We start from the raw sequence: 14,847 nt of genomic DNA, 5'->3' as shown, positions 1-14,847 counted from the left end.
TGGGTTAAATTGAAGAATAACAATAAAAATCGGTAAAACAATTAGATGCGCTTAAGCACCATAAAATTAGCGGGTTTCAAATCGTTTGTTGAACCCACTAAGATCCCATTTCCTGATCAGATGACGTGTGTTGTCGGCCCGAACGGCTGTGGCAAATCAAATGTCATCGATGCAGTGCGTTGGGTGCTCGGTGAAAGCTCAGCGAAGAATTTACGTGGCGATGCTATGACCGATGTTATTTTTAACGGCTCAACTAATCGAAAACCTATTTCACAAGCCTCTGTTGAGTTGGTGTTTGATAACACCAGTGGCCATTTACCGAATACCTTTGCTGATCGAAACCAAGTGGCGATCAAACGTTTAGTGACTCGAGATGGCCAGTCAATTTATTTTCTAAATGGCAGCAAATGCCGTAAGCGTGATATTACCGATATCTTTCTAGGCACAGGTCTTGGCCCGCGCAGCTATGCAATTATTGAGCAGGGCATGATCTCGCGTTTAATTGAGAGTAAACCGGCTGATTTACGTGTTTTTTTAGAAGAAGCTGCGGGGGTTTCAAAATACAAAGAGCGTCGTCGTGAAACGCAAACCCGCATTAAAAGCACCCGCGAAAACCTTGAGCGACTGCTTGATGTAAGGCAGGAGTTGCAAACACAGCTCGATAAACTTGCAGTGCAATCAGTCGATGCAAAAAAATACCGAGAGCTAAAAGCCACTGAGCGCACCTTAAAAGGGCAAATTGCGGTTTTAAAGTGGCAGAAGTTACACCAACAACAAATTGATAAAGCTGAGCAAATTAATAAACTTAAAGAGCAAATCCAGTTCTATAGAGAAGCGCACTCTGGCCACGATGATGTTTTAGCAAGCCTTGAAAATCAAGTGCAGCTTGAGCAGCAAAAACTGCAAGACGCACAGCAGGCTCAGCATCAAACACACACTGATTTAACCCGCAAAGAGCAGCAACAGATCAGCTTAAAGCAGCAACAGCAAACACTTAGTCAAAGCCTCATCAAACAGCAACAACTGCAGTTACAAAATAAAGAGTTGCAAGAAGAGCAACACGCCTCAGCCGCCATTTTACAAGAGCAGCTACAAGAAGCGATTGAGCAAAGTTTACTGTGCGCTGAGCAAGTTGCAGAGGTTGAAGAACAAGTCGCACAGCAACAGCAACAAACGCAAAGCACCAATGAGCAATATCAAAGCACCTTACAGAAAAGCCAAGCTCATAGCAGTGATATTAATGTTGCAAAGAGTCAACAGGCTCACTTTGCCCAGACTGTTGCGCAACTTGAGTCTCAGCAGGCACAACTTGCCGCTGAAATTAGTGAACTTGAAGCGACTCCAGTTGCAGCGCAAATTGCAGAGCAACAACAGCAAATTCAATCACTGACGAAAGAGCTTGCGCAGCAACAAAGTGCGCTGAATAAGCTCACTCAAAATCTAGAACAAGCGGATAAAGAGCAACAGCACTTAGAGCAGGACTTAAAGCGGGTTCAGCAGCACAGTAATGAAAATAGAGCCAGCATAGCTGCGCTTAATTCTGTGTTATCAGAGCAAACCAACAGCGAGAGTGTCTCTCTATTGGCGCAGTTAAAGGTGGCTTCTGGCTTTGAGCCGCTAATTGAACAAGCCCTACTTGGCCTTGAGCATCTAAAGGTCAGTCAACATAAAGAGCCTAACAGTGTTTGGCCTGCATCTGATGATGAGTTACCAAAAGAGTCATTAGCTAATTATATCGAATCGGGTGCTTACCCTGATTTATTAGCACGGTTTGCATTTCAACCTTGTTTTGATTACGCTATTTTGGCGGATACATATTGGCTGGCTGTGATTGATGAAGAGGGCTGCATGCATGGTCGTAACTTTCATACCGATGCCAATAAAGACGCCGACAATTCTTTGCTTTTAAAGCATGCTCAGCTAAGTGATGCTCAGCAGTTAGATGAAGAGCTCAACGAGCAATTAGAAACTAAGCAGCAATTGCTAAATGAGCATCTAGCTCACAAGAAAACACTTATCGCCGACAAAGAGCAATACAGAGAACGAATTCACCAAGCAGCTCAGCAGATTGCATCGGCCAGCACTCGACGCGATATGTTATTAGAGCAGCAAACCCAGTGGCAAAACCAGCTTGTTAAGTTGCAACAGCGTCAAACCTTACTGGCTGAGCAAAAGCAAAATGCTGACCAACAGCAACAAACTCAGCAGTGTTTACTTGAACAACTGTTAGAGCAGCAATTAGAACTTGAAACTGAGTTAGAGCAAGCAAAACACCTACAAACTGAGGCAAATAACCGCTACCGCCAAGTGGCTTCTATGCTTGAGCAATATAAAACGCAAGCACATCAAGCAAATTTGGCTGAACAAAAGGCTCGCAGTGAATGTCAACTTAGCGAAACCAAACTACAGCATGCTAATGCCGCCCAAAGTGCTGCCAGTGAAGCTGTATTAGAGCTCAACGAGCAACTAGAAGAATTAGTGATTCCGCTTGAAGAAGTAGCAGAGCAAATTATGCTATTGCTTGAAAAGCATCAACAAAGTGACGTTGAGCTGAAAAACTTGCAAGCGGCCTTGAGTCAAGCTAAAAAGGAGCTTGCTGATAAGCAAACAGCGTTGAAATCATCGCAATCTGAGTTGGTGACGTTACAAGAGCAGTTGCAAGCATTAGCGCTGGATGAGCAAAGTTTAATCGTGAAGGCGCAAGCTGCGTTAGAGCCACTTGAAGAACTGGAACAAAATTTAAAAACAGTACTTGAAGAACTGCCTGACAATGCCAATTTAAATAGCATGCAAACGAGGCTTACAAAAACCACGCAAGCATTAAATGAACTTGGCGCGGTGAACTTAGCGGCAATAGATGAGTTTGAGCAGGCTAAACAGCGCAGCGATTATTTAAATCAGCAGCTTGATGACTTAACACAAGCATTAAATACCCTTGAAGGGGCGATTCAAAAAATCGACCGAGAAACAAAAAATCGTTTCAAGGCGACCTTTGAACAAGTAAATACAGACTTTGGGGAGTTATTCCCAAAAGTGTTTGGTGGCGGTAGTGCTTACCTTGAATTGACCAGTGATGATCTACTTGAAAGTGGGGTGAGCATCATGGCAAGGCCACCAGGCAAGAAAAATTCGACAATTCACCTGCTTAGTGGTGGAGAAAAAGCGCTGACCGCATTATCATTGGTGTTTTCAATATTCAGGCTCAATCCAGCTCCATTCTGTATGCTAGATGAAGTGGATGCGCCATTGGATGATGCGAACGTGGGTCGTTTTTGCCGTTTGGTAGAAGAGATGTCACAATCAGTACAATTTATTTATATCAGTCATAACAAGATTGCTATGGAAATGGCAGGCAGGTTGACCGGTGTAACTATGGCTGAACCAGGTGTATCACGTATGGTCGCTGTAGATATAGAACAAGCTGTGCAAATGGCACATGCATAAAATTTAGGCATATCAAATAATAAAGGTGAGGGGATGGCCGAAGAATTAAGATGGGCTTTAATCGTAATCAGTGTATTTGTCATTGGTGGTTTATTAATTCACGGCTTATGGTCGGTGCGTAAAAAGGACAGCCCAGATACGCCATCAGTTGAGCGGGTTGAACCGAACGAAACAACCAGCGAGGTTCAAGAGCCTGCGACTGCAAAATCGCAAGAGCGTGATGAGCCAGAGTTTGGTGATTTAAGCTTTTCAGCAGAAAGTCACGACGAGCCGGCTGTTTCAGAACAGGTTGTTGAAGAGCCTGAAGCTGAGCAACAAGAAGTTGAAGAAGAACCTGCTGATGCACAAGCTCCAACCGATTTCATTATCGTGCATTTACAAATGCCAGAAGGTTTAACAATGGATGGCAGCCAATTATTGCCAGCTGTTAATATGTTAGGCTTTAAGTATTCTGAAGAAGGTTTCTTTAACCGTCATTTAGACCCAGCTGGCACAGGCCCGGTGTTATTCCGTTTAGTGAATATGTACAACCCAGGCACGTTCGATATTGATAATATGGAACAGTTTAGTACGGCAGGTGTTAGCTTATTTATGACCTTACCATGTGATGGCGACGGTCTAAGTGCATTCAACATGTTGCACAGTGCTGCTAAAAAGCTAGCCGATGAATTTGGTGCAACGATTTTAGATAGCAACCGTGAAGAAATGACGGTTGAAAGCGTTCGTGAGTATGTTGAGAAAGTTCGCAGCTTTTCATCGTAATCGCACACACAGAGTATAAGTATTAGGCCACTTGGCGTTAAGTCGTCTAAGTGGCTTTTTTATGTAGATTTTTGAGGTTTTCATGTCCAGCCCCATCTTTGAGCAAATTAGCCAACTTCGTGCCCAGTTAGAAGAGCATAACCATAATTATTATGTGCTGGATGCACCTAGCATTCCTGATGCTGAATATGACCGTTTAATGCGCGAATTGAGCGCCCTTGAGCAAGCTAATCCTGAGTTTCAAAGCCCTGACTCACCAAGCCAGAAAGTCGGTGGCGCCGCACTTGATAAGTTTGAGCAAGTTACTCACCAAGTGCCAATGCTGTCACTTGATAATGCGTTTTCAGAAGAAGAGTTTGCCGCCTTTAACCGCCGTATCAAAGAGCGTCTAATGGACAACAATGAGCTGACTTTTTGTTGTGAGCCAAAGCTTGATGGTTTAGCGGTATCGATTATTTATCGTGATGGTGTTTTAGTTCAAGCAGCCACCCGTGGCGATGGTATGGTGGGTGAAAACATCACTCAAAACGTGAAAACAATTCGTAATGTGCCGCTTAAGTTACGTGGCGATGACTTCCCAGCAGAGCTTGAAGTGCGCGGTGAAGTATTTATGGATAGCGCCGGTTTTGCCAAACTAAACAGTGAAGCCGAAAAACGTGGCGACAAAGTGTTTGTTAACCCACGTAATGCTGCGGCTGGTAGCTTACGTCAGCTTGACTCTAAAGTAACAGCAAAGCGTCCACTGATGTTTTATGCCTACAGCACTGGGCTTGTTGCCGATGGGCAGTTACCAGAAGATCATTACCAACAGCTAGCTAAACTCACCGATTGGGGTTTACCACTTTGCCCAGAAACAAAACTGGTTGAAGGTCAGCAAGCTGCACTTGATTACTACCAAGATATCTTGACCCGTCGAAGTAGCCTTGCCTACGAAATTGACGGTGTGGTTATTAAAGTAAATGACAAAAAACGACAAGAGCGTTTAGGCTTTGTGGCACGAGCACCACGCTGGGCAATTGCTTTTAAATTCCCGGCGCAAGAAGAAATCACCCAATTACTTGATGTTGAGTTTCAGGTAGGGCGCACTGGCGCAATCACCCCTGTAGCACGATTAGAGCCGGTATTTGTAGGTGGCGTAACGGTATCTAATGCAACACTTCACAACGGCGATGAAATTGCCCGTTTAGGCGTTAAAATTGGCGATACCGTGATTATACGTCGTGCGGGTGATGTTATTCCACAAATTACCCAAGTTGTCCTTGAACGTCGCCCTGACGATGCAAAAGACATTGAATTTCCAGCTACTTGCCCAATTTGTGACTCACATGTGGAGCGCATTGAAGGTGAAGCGGTTGCCCGTTGTACGGGTGGCTTAGTGTGCCAAGCGCAGCGTAAGCAAGCAATTAAACATTTTGCGTCACGTAAAGCACTTGATGTTGATGGCTTAGGCGACAAAATTGTTGACCAACTTGTTGATCGTGAGCTTATCAAAACGCCTGCTGATTTATTTATCCTTAAACAAGGGCATTTTGAATCACTAGAGCGAATGGGTCCAAAGTCAGCTAAGAACTTAGTTAATGCACTACAAGATGCGAAACAAACAACCTTAGCTAAATTCCTATATTCGTTAGGTATTCGTGAAGTCGGTGAAGCAACCGCGCAAAACTTAGCAAACCATTTTTTAACTCTAGAAAAAATCACTCAAGCAAGCGTTGATGCGTTAACTGAAGTAAGTGACGTAGGTGAGATCGTTGCTAAGCATGTACGTGGCTTCTTTAGCGAAGAGCACAATATGGCAGTTGTAAATGCGTTAGTTGAGCAAGGTATTCACTGGCCAGAATTAACAGCGCCGAGCGCCGATGCGCAGCCATTAGCTGGCTTAACTTACGTACTGACCGGCACATTGAGTGAGCTTAATCGTAATGATGCAAAAGCACGTTTACAAGCGTTAGGTGCAAAAGTGTCGGGTAGTGTATCGGCTAAAACAGATGCACTGATTGCGGGTGAAAAAGCAGGCTCAAAATTAACCAAAGCACAAGACTTAGGCATTGATGTGTTAACTGAGGCTGACCTCATTGCACTTTTAAGTGAGCACAATGGATAGTCTATTGCAGGCATTGTCGTCAGTTGCTTTAACAATTGGCAGCTGGCTGCAACCACACCTTTACAATATTTCATTATTGCTGGTGGTGTGTTTTATATCCTTGTATGCAAACGATATTATTAAAGTGACCAAGCGCTTTGTCGCGCGTCGTCACTTTATTATTCGCGTGCTTTGCTTTGTTTTGGTCACAGGGTTTGGCATGGGCTTACTTGTGGTGTTTGTAACTCCATTTTTAAGTAAGTTGCTACTGCTACTCGGTGTTAAATGGCTGGCGCTTACACTTACAGCTGCGTTTTTGGTACTTGGCATCATTGCCGATAAGAAGAACCAAATATGAATCGCTACGGTCCAGAATACTGGGATAAACACGGCGCTTATCGAACCCCAGTAGCGTTTCATTTAACTTTGTTAGTGTTGTTACGCAGTTACTTTATATGGATTATGGCGGCGCTGAGTCGGCGCCCTGATTTAGATATCATGTCGCTGTTTTTTAAATCGAAAAGTGATTTCTTTACAGCCATTGCCATTGCGGCAATCGCCTTATTACCGGCGGTGATCTTTTGTTTACGCCGACCTCAAGAAAATGCTGAAAGTGCGAAACGTCTCGCATCTATATGGCGTTTTATGCGCTGGCCATTAATTTTGTGTGCCATCACAGATTTAAGTTGGTTAACCTATCAGGCTGCGCACAGTCACTATCAGTTTTCGTTTTTCTTAGCGTGTCAAATGGTGCTGGTGTTATGGGTACTGTTATATTTATTAAAAAGCAGATATCTGTCGGTCTTTTTTAATGATTGGCCAGATCCAATTGAAAAGAAATAGGGCTGCAATATGTTGGCAATTAATAATCTTTTAGCAAAAATTTCACTCACTATCGCGCTGGTATTAATTGCTTTGTGGGTATTTACGCCACTTTGGCACAGTGCTGCATTTTCGTTGTTTGTGATGTTATGGGGCTTTATTACGTTATCAAGCCTTTATCGGGTAACTCCGTTATTTGTAGCGCGTAATCCCATTACTGATTTACTAAAGCGTGATGTAAATCAGCTAGCGCTGATAAGTCTGGCTGGTTTATTCGATTTTAAACGCAAAGCTGAGTTTGTATTAATTGGCCAAATTAAGCAGATTGAAATCGGCGAAGGGATAATCCATGTAACTGATGTCAATGACCAGTTGATAACAGCCGTATTAAGTGTTAACAGCAGCCAAATAAATAGTCATTTAGCACAGCTACTTTCTGAGCGTGAACGTGCACAAATAGATATCAGGTTACAAACACAGTAATTACTAGACGCACGTTGCTTGCCCTTAGTAGTGCTTGTGATGTACTGTGCAATTGTTGTATTCAACCCTGAGGGAGCATTATGTTAACTTGGCAAGATATTTTAGAGTTTGCCCATAACGGTAACCCAACACCTTCACGTCGAGTCGAAAAATCGCCATCTGAATGGCAAGCTGAGCTCGAACAAGATGCATTCTATGTAACCCGCTTAAAAGGCACCGAACGTCCGCATAGCTCTGATTCATGTACGATATTTGAACCAGGTCAATATGCGTGTGTGTGTTGTGACAACTTACTTTTTGATGGCGATGAAAAGTTCGATAGTGGCACAGGCTGGCCGTCATTTACCCAGCCTAGCAGTGTTGAAAGCATTGCCTATATCGCGGACTCTAGCCATGGTATGCAGCGCATTGAAGCCGTATGTAATGTTTGCGATGCACATTTAGGACATGTATTTCCTGATGGTCCACCGCCAAGTGGCTTACGCTATTGCATGAATGCTATAGCGATGAAAAAACGCGACTAATGCGTGTTTAATCTCTATCTAATCATTACCTAATCTAAGTATTGAGCAATGATAAAAATAAGGTGCTCACGGTGAATTGGCTTACTGATTATGTAGTCTGTCAAAATACTGGATTGCGCCTTATCATCTTTTAATACCGATGCTGTAACCGCAATGATTGGAATATGCTTGAAGCGATCATCACTGCGAATTAACTGACTTGCTTCTAATCCGCCCATCACCGGCATTTTTAAATCCATGATGATTAAATCAGGCTGATGCTGCTCAATTTTTTTAAGGGCATCTTCACCATTGATAGCCGTGTCTACGGTAAAGCTCCAGCGCGATAAGAAGGACTCTAAATAGTCACGGTTGTAGGGAATATCATCAACAATCAAAATGCGAGCAGGATTAAAGTGGTAGCTCGAAATAGCGGGGTAGTTACGATGTTCCACTTCGTTTTTAGATTCAGCTAATTCAATATTTGGTAACGACACGATAAACTCACTGCCTTTATCTTTATCGCTGATCACCGATAACTCACCACCCATTAGCTTGATAAAACGCAGTGAAATCGCAAGACCTAACCCCGTTCCACCAAACTCAGAACTACGTTGGCCTTGTACTTGTTCAAAATCATTAAAAATAAGATCTTGTTGATCTTTAGGAATACCCTTACCTGTGTCTGTGACATGAATTTTGATATCAATATTGCTGTTGTCATCGTGTGCTTTAAAATCAAAATACACTTTAACACTGCCTTGTGCTGTGAACTTAATAGCATTACTGATTAAGTTGGTTAGTACTTGGCGAACTTTATTGCTATCAAGTAACACTGGAGTTGTTAACTCAGGGTGAGAGGTTATTTGTAAATCGAGATCTTTTTGCGCACTGAGCTGTAAAAACATCATATTAAGCTCATGGCACATTTTAGGGATTTCTACACGCTCAATATCGAGTTGCATTTTACCAGCATCGATTTTTGATAAATCGAGAATGTCATTCAAAACATTAAGCAGTGAATTTCCAGAGATTGATATTGCTTCTAAATAACGACGCTTATTTTTATCTGTTTCGCTATCTTGTAGTAATTGGCTAAAACCTAGCACTGCATTGAGCGGAGTTCTTAACTCATGTGACATATTAGCTAAAAAGCGACTTTTAGCCTGATTTGATTGCTCAGCTTGTTCTTTAGCATCAAGGTACTCTTGAGTGCGCTTTGCAACCGTGTCTTCAAGCAAACTATGTTGTTCATGCATGCTGTTGATCTGCTGTCTAACCGCAGCGCGCATCATTTTAAAGCCACTGGCGAGAGTACCTATTTCATCTTGGCTTTTTATATTAATAGGGCAGTTTAAATCACCCGTGGTCACAGCATGAGAAAATTCTACGAGCTGATCAATGGGCTGTAAAATAATACGGCGAATAATGATATAGGCGATGATAAGTGCGGTTAACAGGTAAATAGCAAACAGCGAAACTGCATTACTAATAATCGATTTAGTCTTTAACGCTAAGTCTTTATCTGAAAAGCTTACGATAACGTAACCGATGTTTTCCCCCTGAAAATTGCTAATTGGCACAGCAACAGCATATTGCTGATCCATGGCTACAATGGCATTTTTCTCAGGGTTGAGCTGTTTTAGCAGCACTTGGTTAGTTTCTAGGGTATCTACTTTACTGTTATCTGGGTGTGCAGCGATAAAGTTATTTTGGTCGATAAAGTAAATCGTCTTTAAATCATCAAAGGTATTATTTTTTAAAATGTTCTTTAATGTAATACCCTGAATTTTAAGCACCCAACTTCCCACGGTATTGTCTTGTGTGAGGCTGTTTATTTCTGACAACATGGGCGAGACAATCGCATCGGCTTTTTCACTCATGTTCAAAAGTGTTTGCTCTTTAAGCTCCATTACATGCAACGACGTACTTGCCCCTAAAATAAGGGTAATGGTAAAGCCAATGATCATTAAAATTTTGTGGGCAATACTAATTCTCATTGCTCAATATTGCTCCGTACTTTTAATGCTTGCATATTAGCGTTAATTTTTGCGTCTGTGCTTTTGATTGATTGTTTTATATCTGCACCATAGAAAATTTGGCTAAAGGTTTGCGAAATAATTTCGCCAATAACCGGAAACTCGACCATGCCAGCCTGAAGGCGATCAGGCGTTGCATGCTCAAACACCCATAACATGGCTTTATTAAAGCCAGGTTTGTTTACTAGAGTAAACAGCTTCTCGTGCCACACTTTTTGTCTAGGCGGTGAGCCTCCTGTACTAAGTAGTGCGGCGGTCTGCTCACTGGTTGCCCATTGAATAAATAACCATGCAGCATCTTTGTTAGTTGATTTGCTATTAATTGCAAATGCCCATGCCCAAGGAGATGTTTCTCTGGCGATTGGACCAGCAGGCAAGGGGGCTGCTTCCCATTTATTCCAAATATCTGACTCTTCGGCGGTATCTATTTCATTATAAAAATGAGAAGCCAAAAAGGCCGAGGCAAGGCGGCCTTCTTTAAACAGGCGACGAATTTCATAAAAATGCAGTAAGCGGCTGTTATCTGGATTGCCGAACCCTGTTACTAGGTCGCGATACACTTGTAGGCTTTGTGCCGTTTCAGGGCTATTAAAAACTGACTGGCCCTGCGCGTCGATAACTTCAGCGCCATAAGCACGCATAACAGGTAATACAGTCCAAGTGTTTAATCCTGCACCGGGCAATGTCCGTGAGGCAAATGCATGCATACCATTTAAAGAAGGGGTGCGGTCGATTTCCCGTTGTAACTTAACCTTGGTTGCTTGTAGTTGCTCGTAGGTATCTGGAACTGCTAAGTTAAAACGTTCGAAAAGATCTTTGCGATAAAAATAAATCGGCGCAGAAAAATCAAATGGTAACGAATATAGCGTGTTATCAATTTTACAAAGCGCTAGGCTACGCTCACTAATGTCTTCTAACTGATACCAAGTTTTGTCTGTCAGTTTTGGGTTATCAATGTAAGGCTGCAAGGGCTCAATCCAGCCTTGGCTTTGCGCTTCACCTAAAAAGGTAATCCCCATCGGCAGTACATCGTAAAGCCCTGAAGCCTCGCTTAAATCTTGATGGCGACGAACACGCATTTGTGATTGTTCTAAAGCATGAAAGCCAACAGAAATCCCTGTTAGCTGCTCAAATAAAGGAATGTAGGGTTTTAACGCCATAAATGCAGGCTGCTCATCAGCCAAAATATTGATATGGCTACCTGCTTTACTTTGCCAATTGATACTGGCTTGTTGCCAATGTTGTAATGTTGCTGAGGCAAAGCTGTATTGGCAAAAGATTAAAAGCGCAACGCTTAGGAGGGGCTTTTTAAATTTAAACAAAGAAAATGCCATACTCGATTACTCAGCAAGCTTAATTTTTAACTTTGCAGCCAAGGCTTTAATTTTTTCAAAGCGGATTGCTTGTTCATCTTCTAATGTTTGCGCATCTAGCAAGGCAAAACATTTTTTCGCGAGCGCTAAATTAAATGATTGGCCTTGGTTATTTGTATCGAATAAACATTGCAGTAGGTTTAAAGCGATGCTGGCATTTTTAGGCATGATCCTAAATGCTTGGGTGAAGGCTTCAAGTGCCGTATTGAGCTGACCTTTATTAAATTGTGTTACAGCGTGATTATTGAGCTCTTTCGGACCGAGCTTGATATCTCGTCGTTCAGTTTGTTGTTGTTGAATATAACGTAAATACACCGGATCGCTAACTGATGGGTGGCGTTCACAGTGAGTGATAATTTGGTTAAATAGCATCTGTGCTTTGTGGTGAAAACCAAGCTCATGAAACGCTTTCGCTTTATCGAGCGCACCATCTACTGAACGAATTTGAGTGTCACTTTCATCAAGCTGATTGATAAGTGCTTTAGCCTTTTGATGTTCATCCTTTAAATAATGCAAACGCGCATTGAGAACATCAATTTGTGTTTGATTATTACTATTCGGAAACTGCTTTTTTAAATCACTTAAGTACTGGTTTGTCTGTCTCGAAATGCGATTAACTTGATCGGTTTGATCCGTCGTTAAAGCAAAATCAATCCCTGCGCGCGCCGCATTTAAATATATATCAGGGTTATCGTGAATTGAGTGCTTTGCGTAACTGGCAATATCTTTTTGAGTTAAATAGTTTTTTTCATAATCATGATTAAGCAATGATACATGACTCAGGGCTTTTTGGCGGTCAATGTTACGTGGGGCAATCTCAACAGCTTTACTAAAAAAGTCCTGAGCCTCATCAAACTTATTGAGTTTAATTTCTAATCGACCTAGTAAATCAAGCGCAACTAGTCTCGTTTCACTGCGCTGCAACATCGTCTTAAGCATGCGGTGTGCTAGGGTATGTTCATTATTAGCAATAAGCGCTTCGACTAAACCAACTTTTGCCCAAGTAAATTTTTGAATATCGAGCACTGATTTAAAAAATGTTTTGGCCTCTTCAAAGCGCTTAAGGCGAAGAAGGGCGTCGCCTTTTAATCTCAACAGAATGGCGCTGTAACTATTACCTTTGTTTTGCAGCAAGGCATCAATTTGTTTAATTGCTTTGGAGTCATTCCCATCATCAATAAGTTGATAAATTTGATGTAGGTTACTTTTGCGCAATAACACTTTTTCAATACGATTTTTTAATTCGTTAATTGTAAAGGGTTTAACTAAGAAATCATCTGGTTGTAGCTCGAGTACACTGTGAACTAACGAGCCGCTTGTTTCAGCTGAAATAAAAATAAAGCCGGTAGAGTTTTTTATAAGACGCTTCATTTTCAGCTCTTCATAAAGCTGATAACCATCTTGATGTTTACTAAGGTTAAATGAACAAACGATGAGATCAAATTGCTCAATTTGACATTGTTCTTTTGCTGCAATTGCATGCTCAGCAAAACGCAACTGACGAAACCCCAATCCCTCTAAGGACTGTTTCATATAGCTTTGAGCAAGTGGCTGCTCTTCAACTATTAAAATTTTGGCTTTCGAAAAAATCTTTGCAGGCATTGGACTTGCGACTAAGTGACATTAACGATGACTATAATAAACAGTCTAGCTGCTGACAAGGCAAATTACAGCTTTTGCAATGATTTAAAGTTTAGCTTTGGGTTATATCAATAAATGGAGTAGTGAGTGATAGATATTAGAAGTTAGATATTAGAAGTTAGATATTAGAAGTTAGAAGTGATTGTTATATGTGGTGGGTCGTACTGGACTTGAACCATCGAGCCTGTGTTTTGTAAAGGGTGGCGATGCTTTTGAAAACTAGAGATAAAACAAGGAAGCTTTAAAGAAAGTATTTAATGAGTGTTTATATGTGGTGGGTCGTATTGGACTTGAATCATCGAGCCTGTGTTTTGTAAAGAGTGGCGATGCTTTTGAAAACTAGAAATAAAATAAGGAGGTTTTATATGTGGTGGGTCGTACTGGACTTGAACCATCGAGCCTGTGTTTTGTAAAGAGTGGCGATGCTTTTGAAAACTAGAGATAAAATAAGGAGGTTTTATATGTGGTGGGTCGTACTGGACTTGAACCAGTGACCCTCGCCTTGTAAGGGCGATGCTCTCCCAACTGAGCTAACGACCCACATATAAATTTGTTTTAGATTAAATGGTTGGTCTTACTGAACTTAACCACCGAGCCTTTTCGTTGTAAAGAGTTGCGATGCTCTTTGCTTCAAAAAGTAATGGTGGGTCGTACTGGACTTGAACCAGTGACCCTCGCCTTGTAAGGGCGATGCTCTCCCAACTGAGCTAACGACCCATATAATCTTTTTCTTCGCTACCATTTTAATTAAATGGTGGGTCGTACTGGACTTGAACCAGTGACCCTCGCCTTGTAAGGGCGATGCTCTCCCAACTGAGCTAACGACCCGCGAAGAATAATCTAAATGAAAACCCCATCAAAGTTTGTTTAATGGTGGGTCGTACTGGACTTGAACCAGTGACCCTCGCCTTGTAAGGGCGATGCTCTCCCAACTGAGCTAACGACCCATTTAGATTTTTGTAATATGAAACACCATTTTAAAATGGTGGGTCGTACTGGACTTGAACCAGTGACCCTCGCCTTGTAAGGGCGATGCTCTCCCAACTGAGCTAACGACCCATATTACATACAGCATATTTTCTTAATGGAAGGACCACCGAAACTTTCTTTATAAAGAGAAAGTAAATGGTGGGTCGTACTGGACTTGAACCAGTGACCCTCGCCTTGTAAGGGCGATGCTCTCCCAACTGAGCTAACGACCCATTAAGAATTTAGATATGAACACCATTAGGGAATAATGGTGGGTCGTACTGGACTTGAACCAGTGACCCTCGCCTTGTAAGGGCGATGCTCTCCCAACTGAGCTAACGACCCATATCTAAAACAACTCATTGCTGCGTTGTTGTGGGGCGCTATTATAGATAGAGTTGTAAATGTGTCAACACTTGAATGAGTAAAAATGTGTTAGATGCAGCTTTTATAAACAATGACATGGCATTTAAGCATTTTTTGGCGAACAAATATGCAATTTATATTCATAAGCTTATATTTAGACTTGGATCTATAGCTTTATGACCTAGGTAAATCATTCCAAATGATATGAATACAGTAAATTTTTAAAACAGTTTTTTCATATCGATAAATTTGCATTAGTTAATTGCACTCTAGTTAGCACTATTAAAAACAAAGCAGGGGAGGGGAAAGTCGTTTTATTTAAAGCTTTAAATAACGAACTTTATTTTGCATATAAATGTATA

General features: G+C 41.8%; 9 protein-coding genes, 7 tRNA genes and 2 pseudogenes. 7 read left to right on the top strand and 11 right to left on the bottom strand.

The window, feature by feature from the left end; all coding sequences use genetic code 11:
• Window positions 1-45: 45 nt before the first annotated feature.
• The 6 genes from AADY36_RS10870 to AADY36_RS10845 all read left to right on the top strand — a co-directional run bounded on the left by AADY36_RS10870 (window position 46) and on the right by AADY36_RS10845 (window position 7,594).
• Window positions 46-3,444, top strand: coding sequence for a chromosome segregation SMC family protein (locus tag AADY36_RS10870; protein WP_342408971.1), 3,399 nt, complete (start codon window positions 46-48; stop codon window positions 3,442-3,444).
• 33 nt (window positions 3,445-3,477) lie between these two features.
• The gene (gene zipA, locus AADY36_RS10865; RefSeq protein WP_055021910.1) at window positions 3,478-4,206 is read left to right on the top strand and encodes a cell division protein ZipA; all 729 of its coding nucleotides are present in this window, start codon (window positions 3,478-3,480) and stop codon (window positions 4,204-4,206) included.
• A gap of 82 nt (window positions 4,207-4,288) precedes the next feature.
• On the top strand, window positions 4,289-6,310 hold the full coding sequence (ligA, locus tag AADY36_RS10860) for an NAD-dependent DNA ligase LigA (RefSeq protein ID WP_054563627.1): 2,022 nt from the start codon (window positions 4,289-4,291) through the stop codon (window positions 6,308-6,310).
• Window positions 6,303-6,647, top strand: a complete 345-nt coding sequence (locus AADY36_RS10855) for a DUF3392 family protein (protein WP_055021909.1) — start codon at window positions 6,303-6,305, stop codon at window positions 6,645-6,647. The genes ligA and AADY36_RS10855 overlap by 8 nt, the downstream gene beginning before the upstream one ends.
• The gene (locus AADY36_RS10850; RefSeq protein ID WP_054553711.1) at window positions 6,644-7,132 is read left to right on the top strand and encodes a DUF2919 domain-containing protein; all 489 of its coding nucleotides are present in this window, start codon (window positions 6,644-6,646) and stop codon (window positions 7,130-7,132) included. The genes AADY36_RS10855 and AADY36_RS10850 overlap by 4 nt, the downstream gene beginning before the upstream one ends.
• A gap of 9 nt (window positions 7,133-7,141) precedes the next feature.
• Window positions 7,142-7,594, top strand: a complete 453-nt coding sequence (locus AADY36_RS10845) for a hypothetical protein (protein ID WP_054563629.1) — start codon at window positions 7,142-7,144, stop codon at window positions 7,592-7,594.
• 61 nt (window positions 7,595-7,655) lie between these two features.
• Here the strand turns inward: AADY36_RS10845 and AADY36_RS20875 are convergent.
• Window positions 7,656-7,736 (bottom strand): annotated as a pseudogene (locus tag AADY36_RS20875) (hypothetical protein); the annotation flags it as partial.
• Between the two features lie 19 nt (window positions 7,737-7,755).
• On the opposite strand from AADY36_RS20875, the pseudogene msrB reads away from it, so the two are divergent.
• Window positions 7,756-8,118 (top strand): annotated as a pseudogene (msrB, locus tag AADY36_RS10840) (peptide-methionine (R)-S-oxide reductase MsrB); the annotation flags it as partial.
• A 29-nt stretch (window positions 8,119-8,147) separates the two neighbouring features.
• On the opposite strand, the gene AADY36_RS10835 reads toward msrB, so the two are convergent.
• The 10 genes from AADY36_RS10835 to AADY36_RS10790 all read right to left on the bottom strand — a co-directional run bounded on the left by AADY36_RS10835 (window position 8,148) and on the right by AADY36_RS10790 (window position 14,464).
• Window positions 8,148-10,097 carry an ATP-binding protein gene (locus AADY36_RS10835; RefSeq protein ID WP_342408970.1) on the bottom strand — a complete coding sequence of 650 codons (1,950 nt, stop codon included), beginning with the start codon at window positions 10,095-10,097 and terminating at the stop codon, window positions 8,148-8,150.
• Window positions 10,094-11,458 carry an extracellular solute-binding protein gene (locus AADY36_RS10830; RefSeq protein WP_062566966.1) on the bottom strand — a complete coding sequence of 455 codons (1,365 nt, stop codon included), beginning with the start codon at window positions 11,456-11,458 and terminating at the stop codon, window positions 10,094-10,096. Before AADY36_RS10830 ends, AADY36_RS10835 begins: the two co-directional genes overlap by 4 nt.
• A gap of 18 nt (window positions 11,459-11,476) precedes the next feature.
• Entirely contained in the window at window positions 11,477-13,111 is a 1,635-nt protein-coding gene (locus AADY36_RS10825; RefSeq protein WP_054563633.1) for a response regulator, read from the bottom strand.
• A 503-nt stretch (window positions 13,112-13,614) separates the two neighbouring features.
• Window positions 13,615-13,690, bottom strand: a tRNA-Val gene (locus AADY36_RS10820).
• 101 nt (window positions 13,691-13,791) lie between these two features.
• Window positions 13,792-13,867, bottom strand: a tRNA-Val gene (locus AADY36_RS10815).
• 35 nt (window positions 13,868-13,902) lie between these two features.
• A tRNA-Val gene (locus tag AADY36_RS10810) sits at window positions 13,903-13,978 on the bottom strand.
• Window positions 13,979-14,021: 43 nt separating this feature from the next.
• A tRNA-Val gene (locus tag AADY36_RS10805) sits at window positions 14,022-14,097 on the bottom strand.
• A gap of 36 nt (window positions 14,098-14,133) precedes the next feature.
• Window positions 14,134-14,209 (bottom strand) — tRNA-Val (locus tag AADY36_RS10800).
• 67 nt (window positions 14,210-14,276) lie between these two features.
• A tRNA-Val gene (locus tag AADY36_RS10795) sits at window positions 14,277-14,352 on the bottom strand.
• Window positions 14,353-14,388: 36 nt separating this feature from the next.
• A tRNA-Val gene (locus AADY36_RS10790) sits at window positions 14,389-14,464 on the bottom strand.
• Window positions 14,465-14,847: the final 383 nt, after the last annotated feature.

It is taken from the genome of Pseudoalteromonas sp. D15MCD-2 (genome assembly GCF_038562745.1).
Taxonomy (GTDB): domain Bacteria; phylum Pseudomonadota; class Gammaproteobacteria; order Enterobacterales; family Alteromonadaceae; genus Pseudoalteromonas.
The sequence above is the reverse complement of the archived record's forward strand: the minus strand, read 5'-3'. Positions and strand labels throughout refer to the sequence as shown.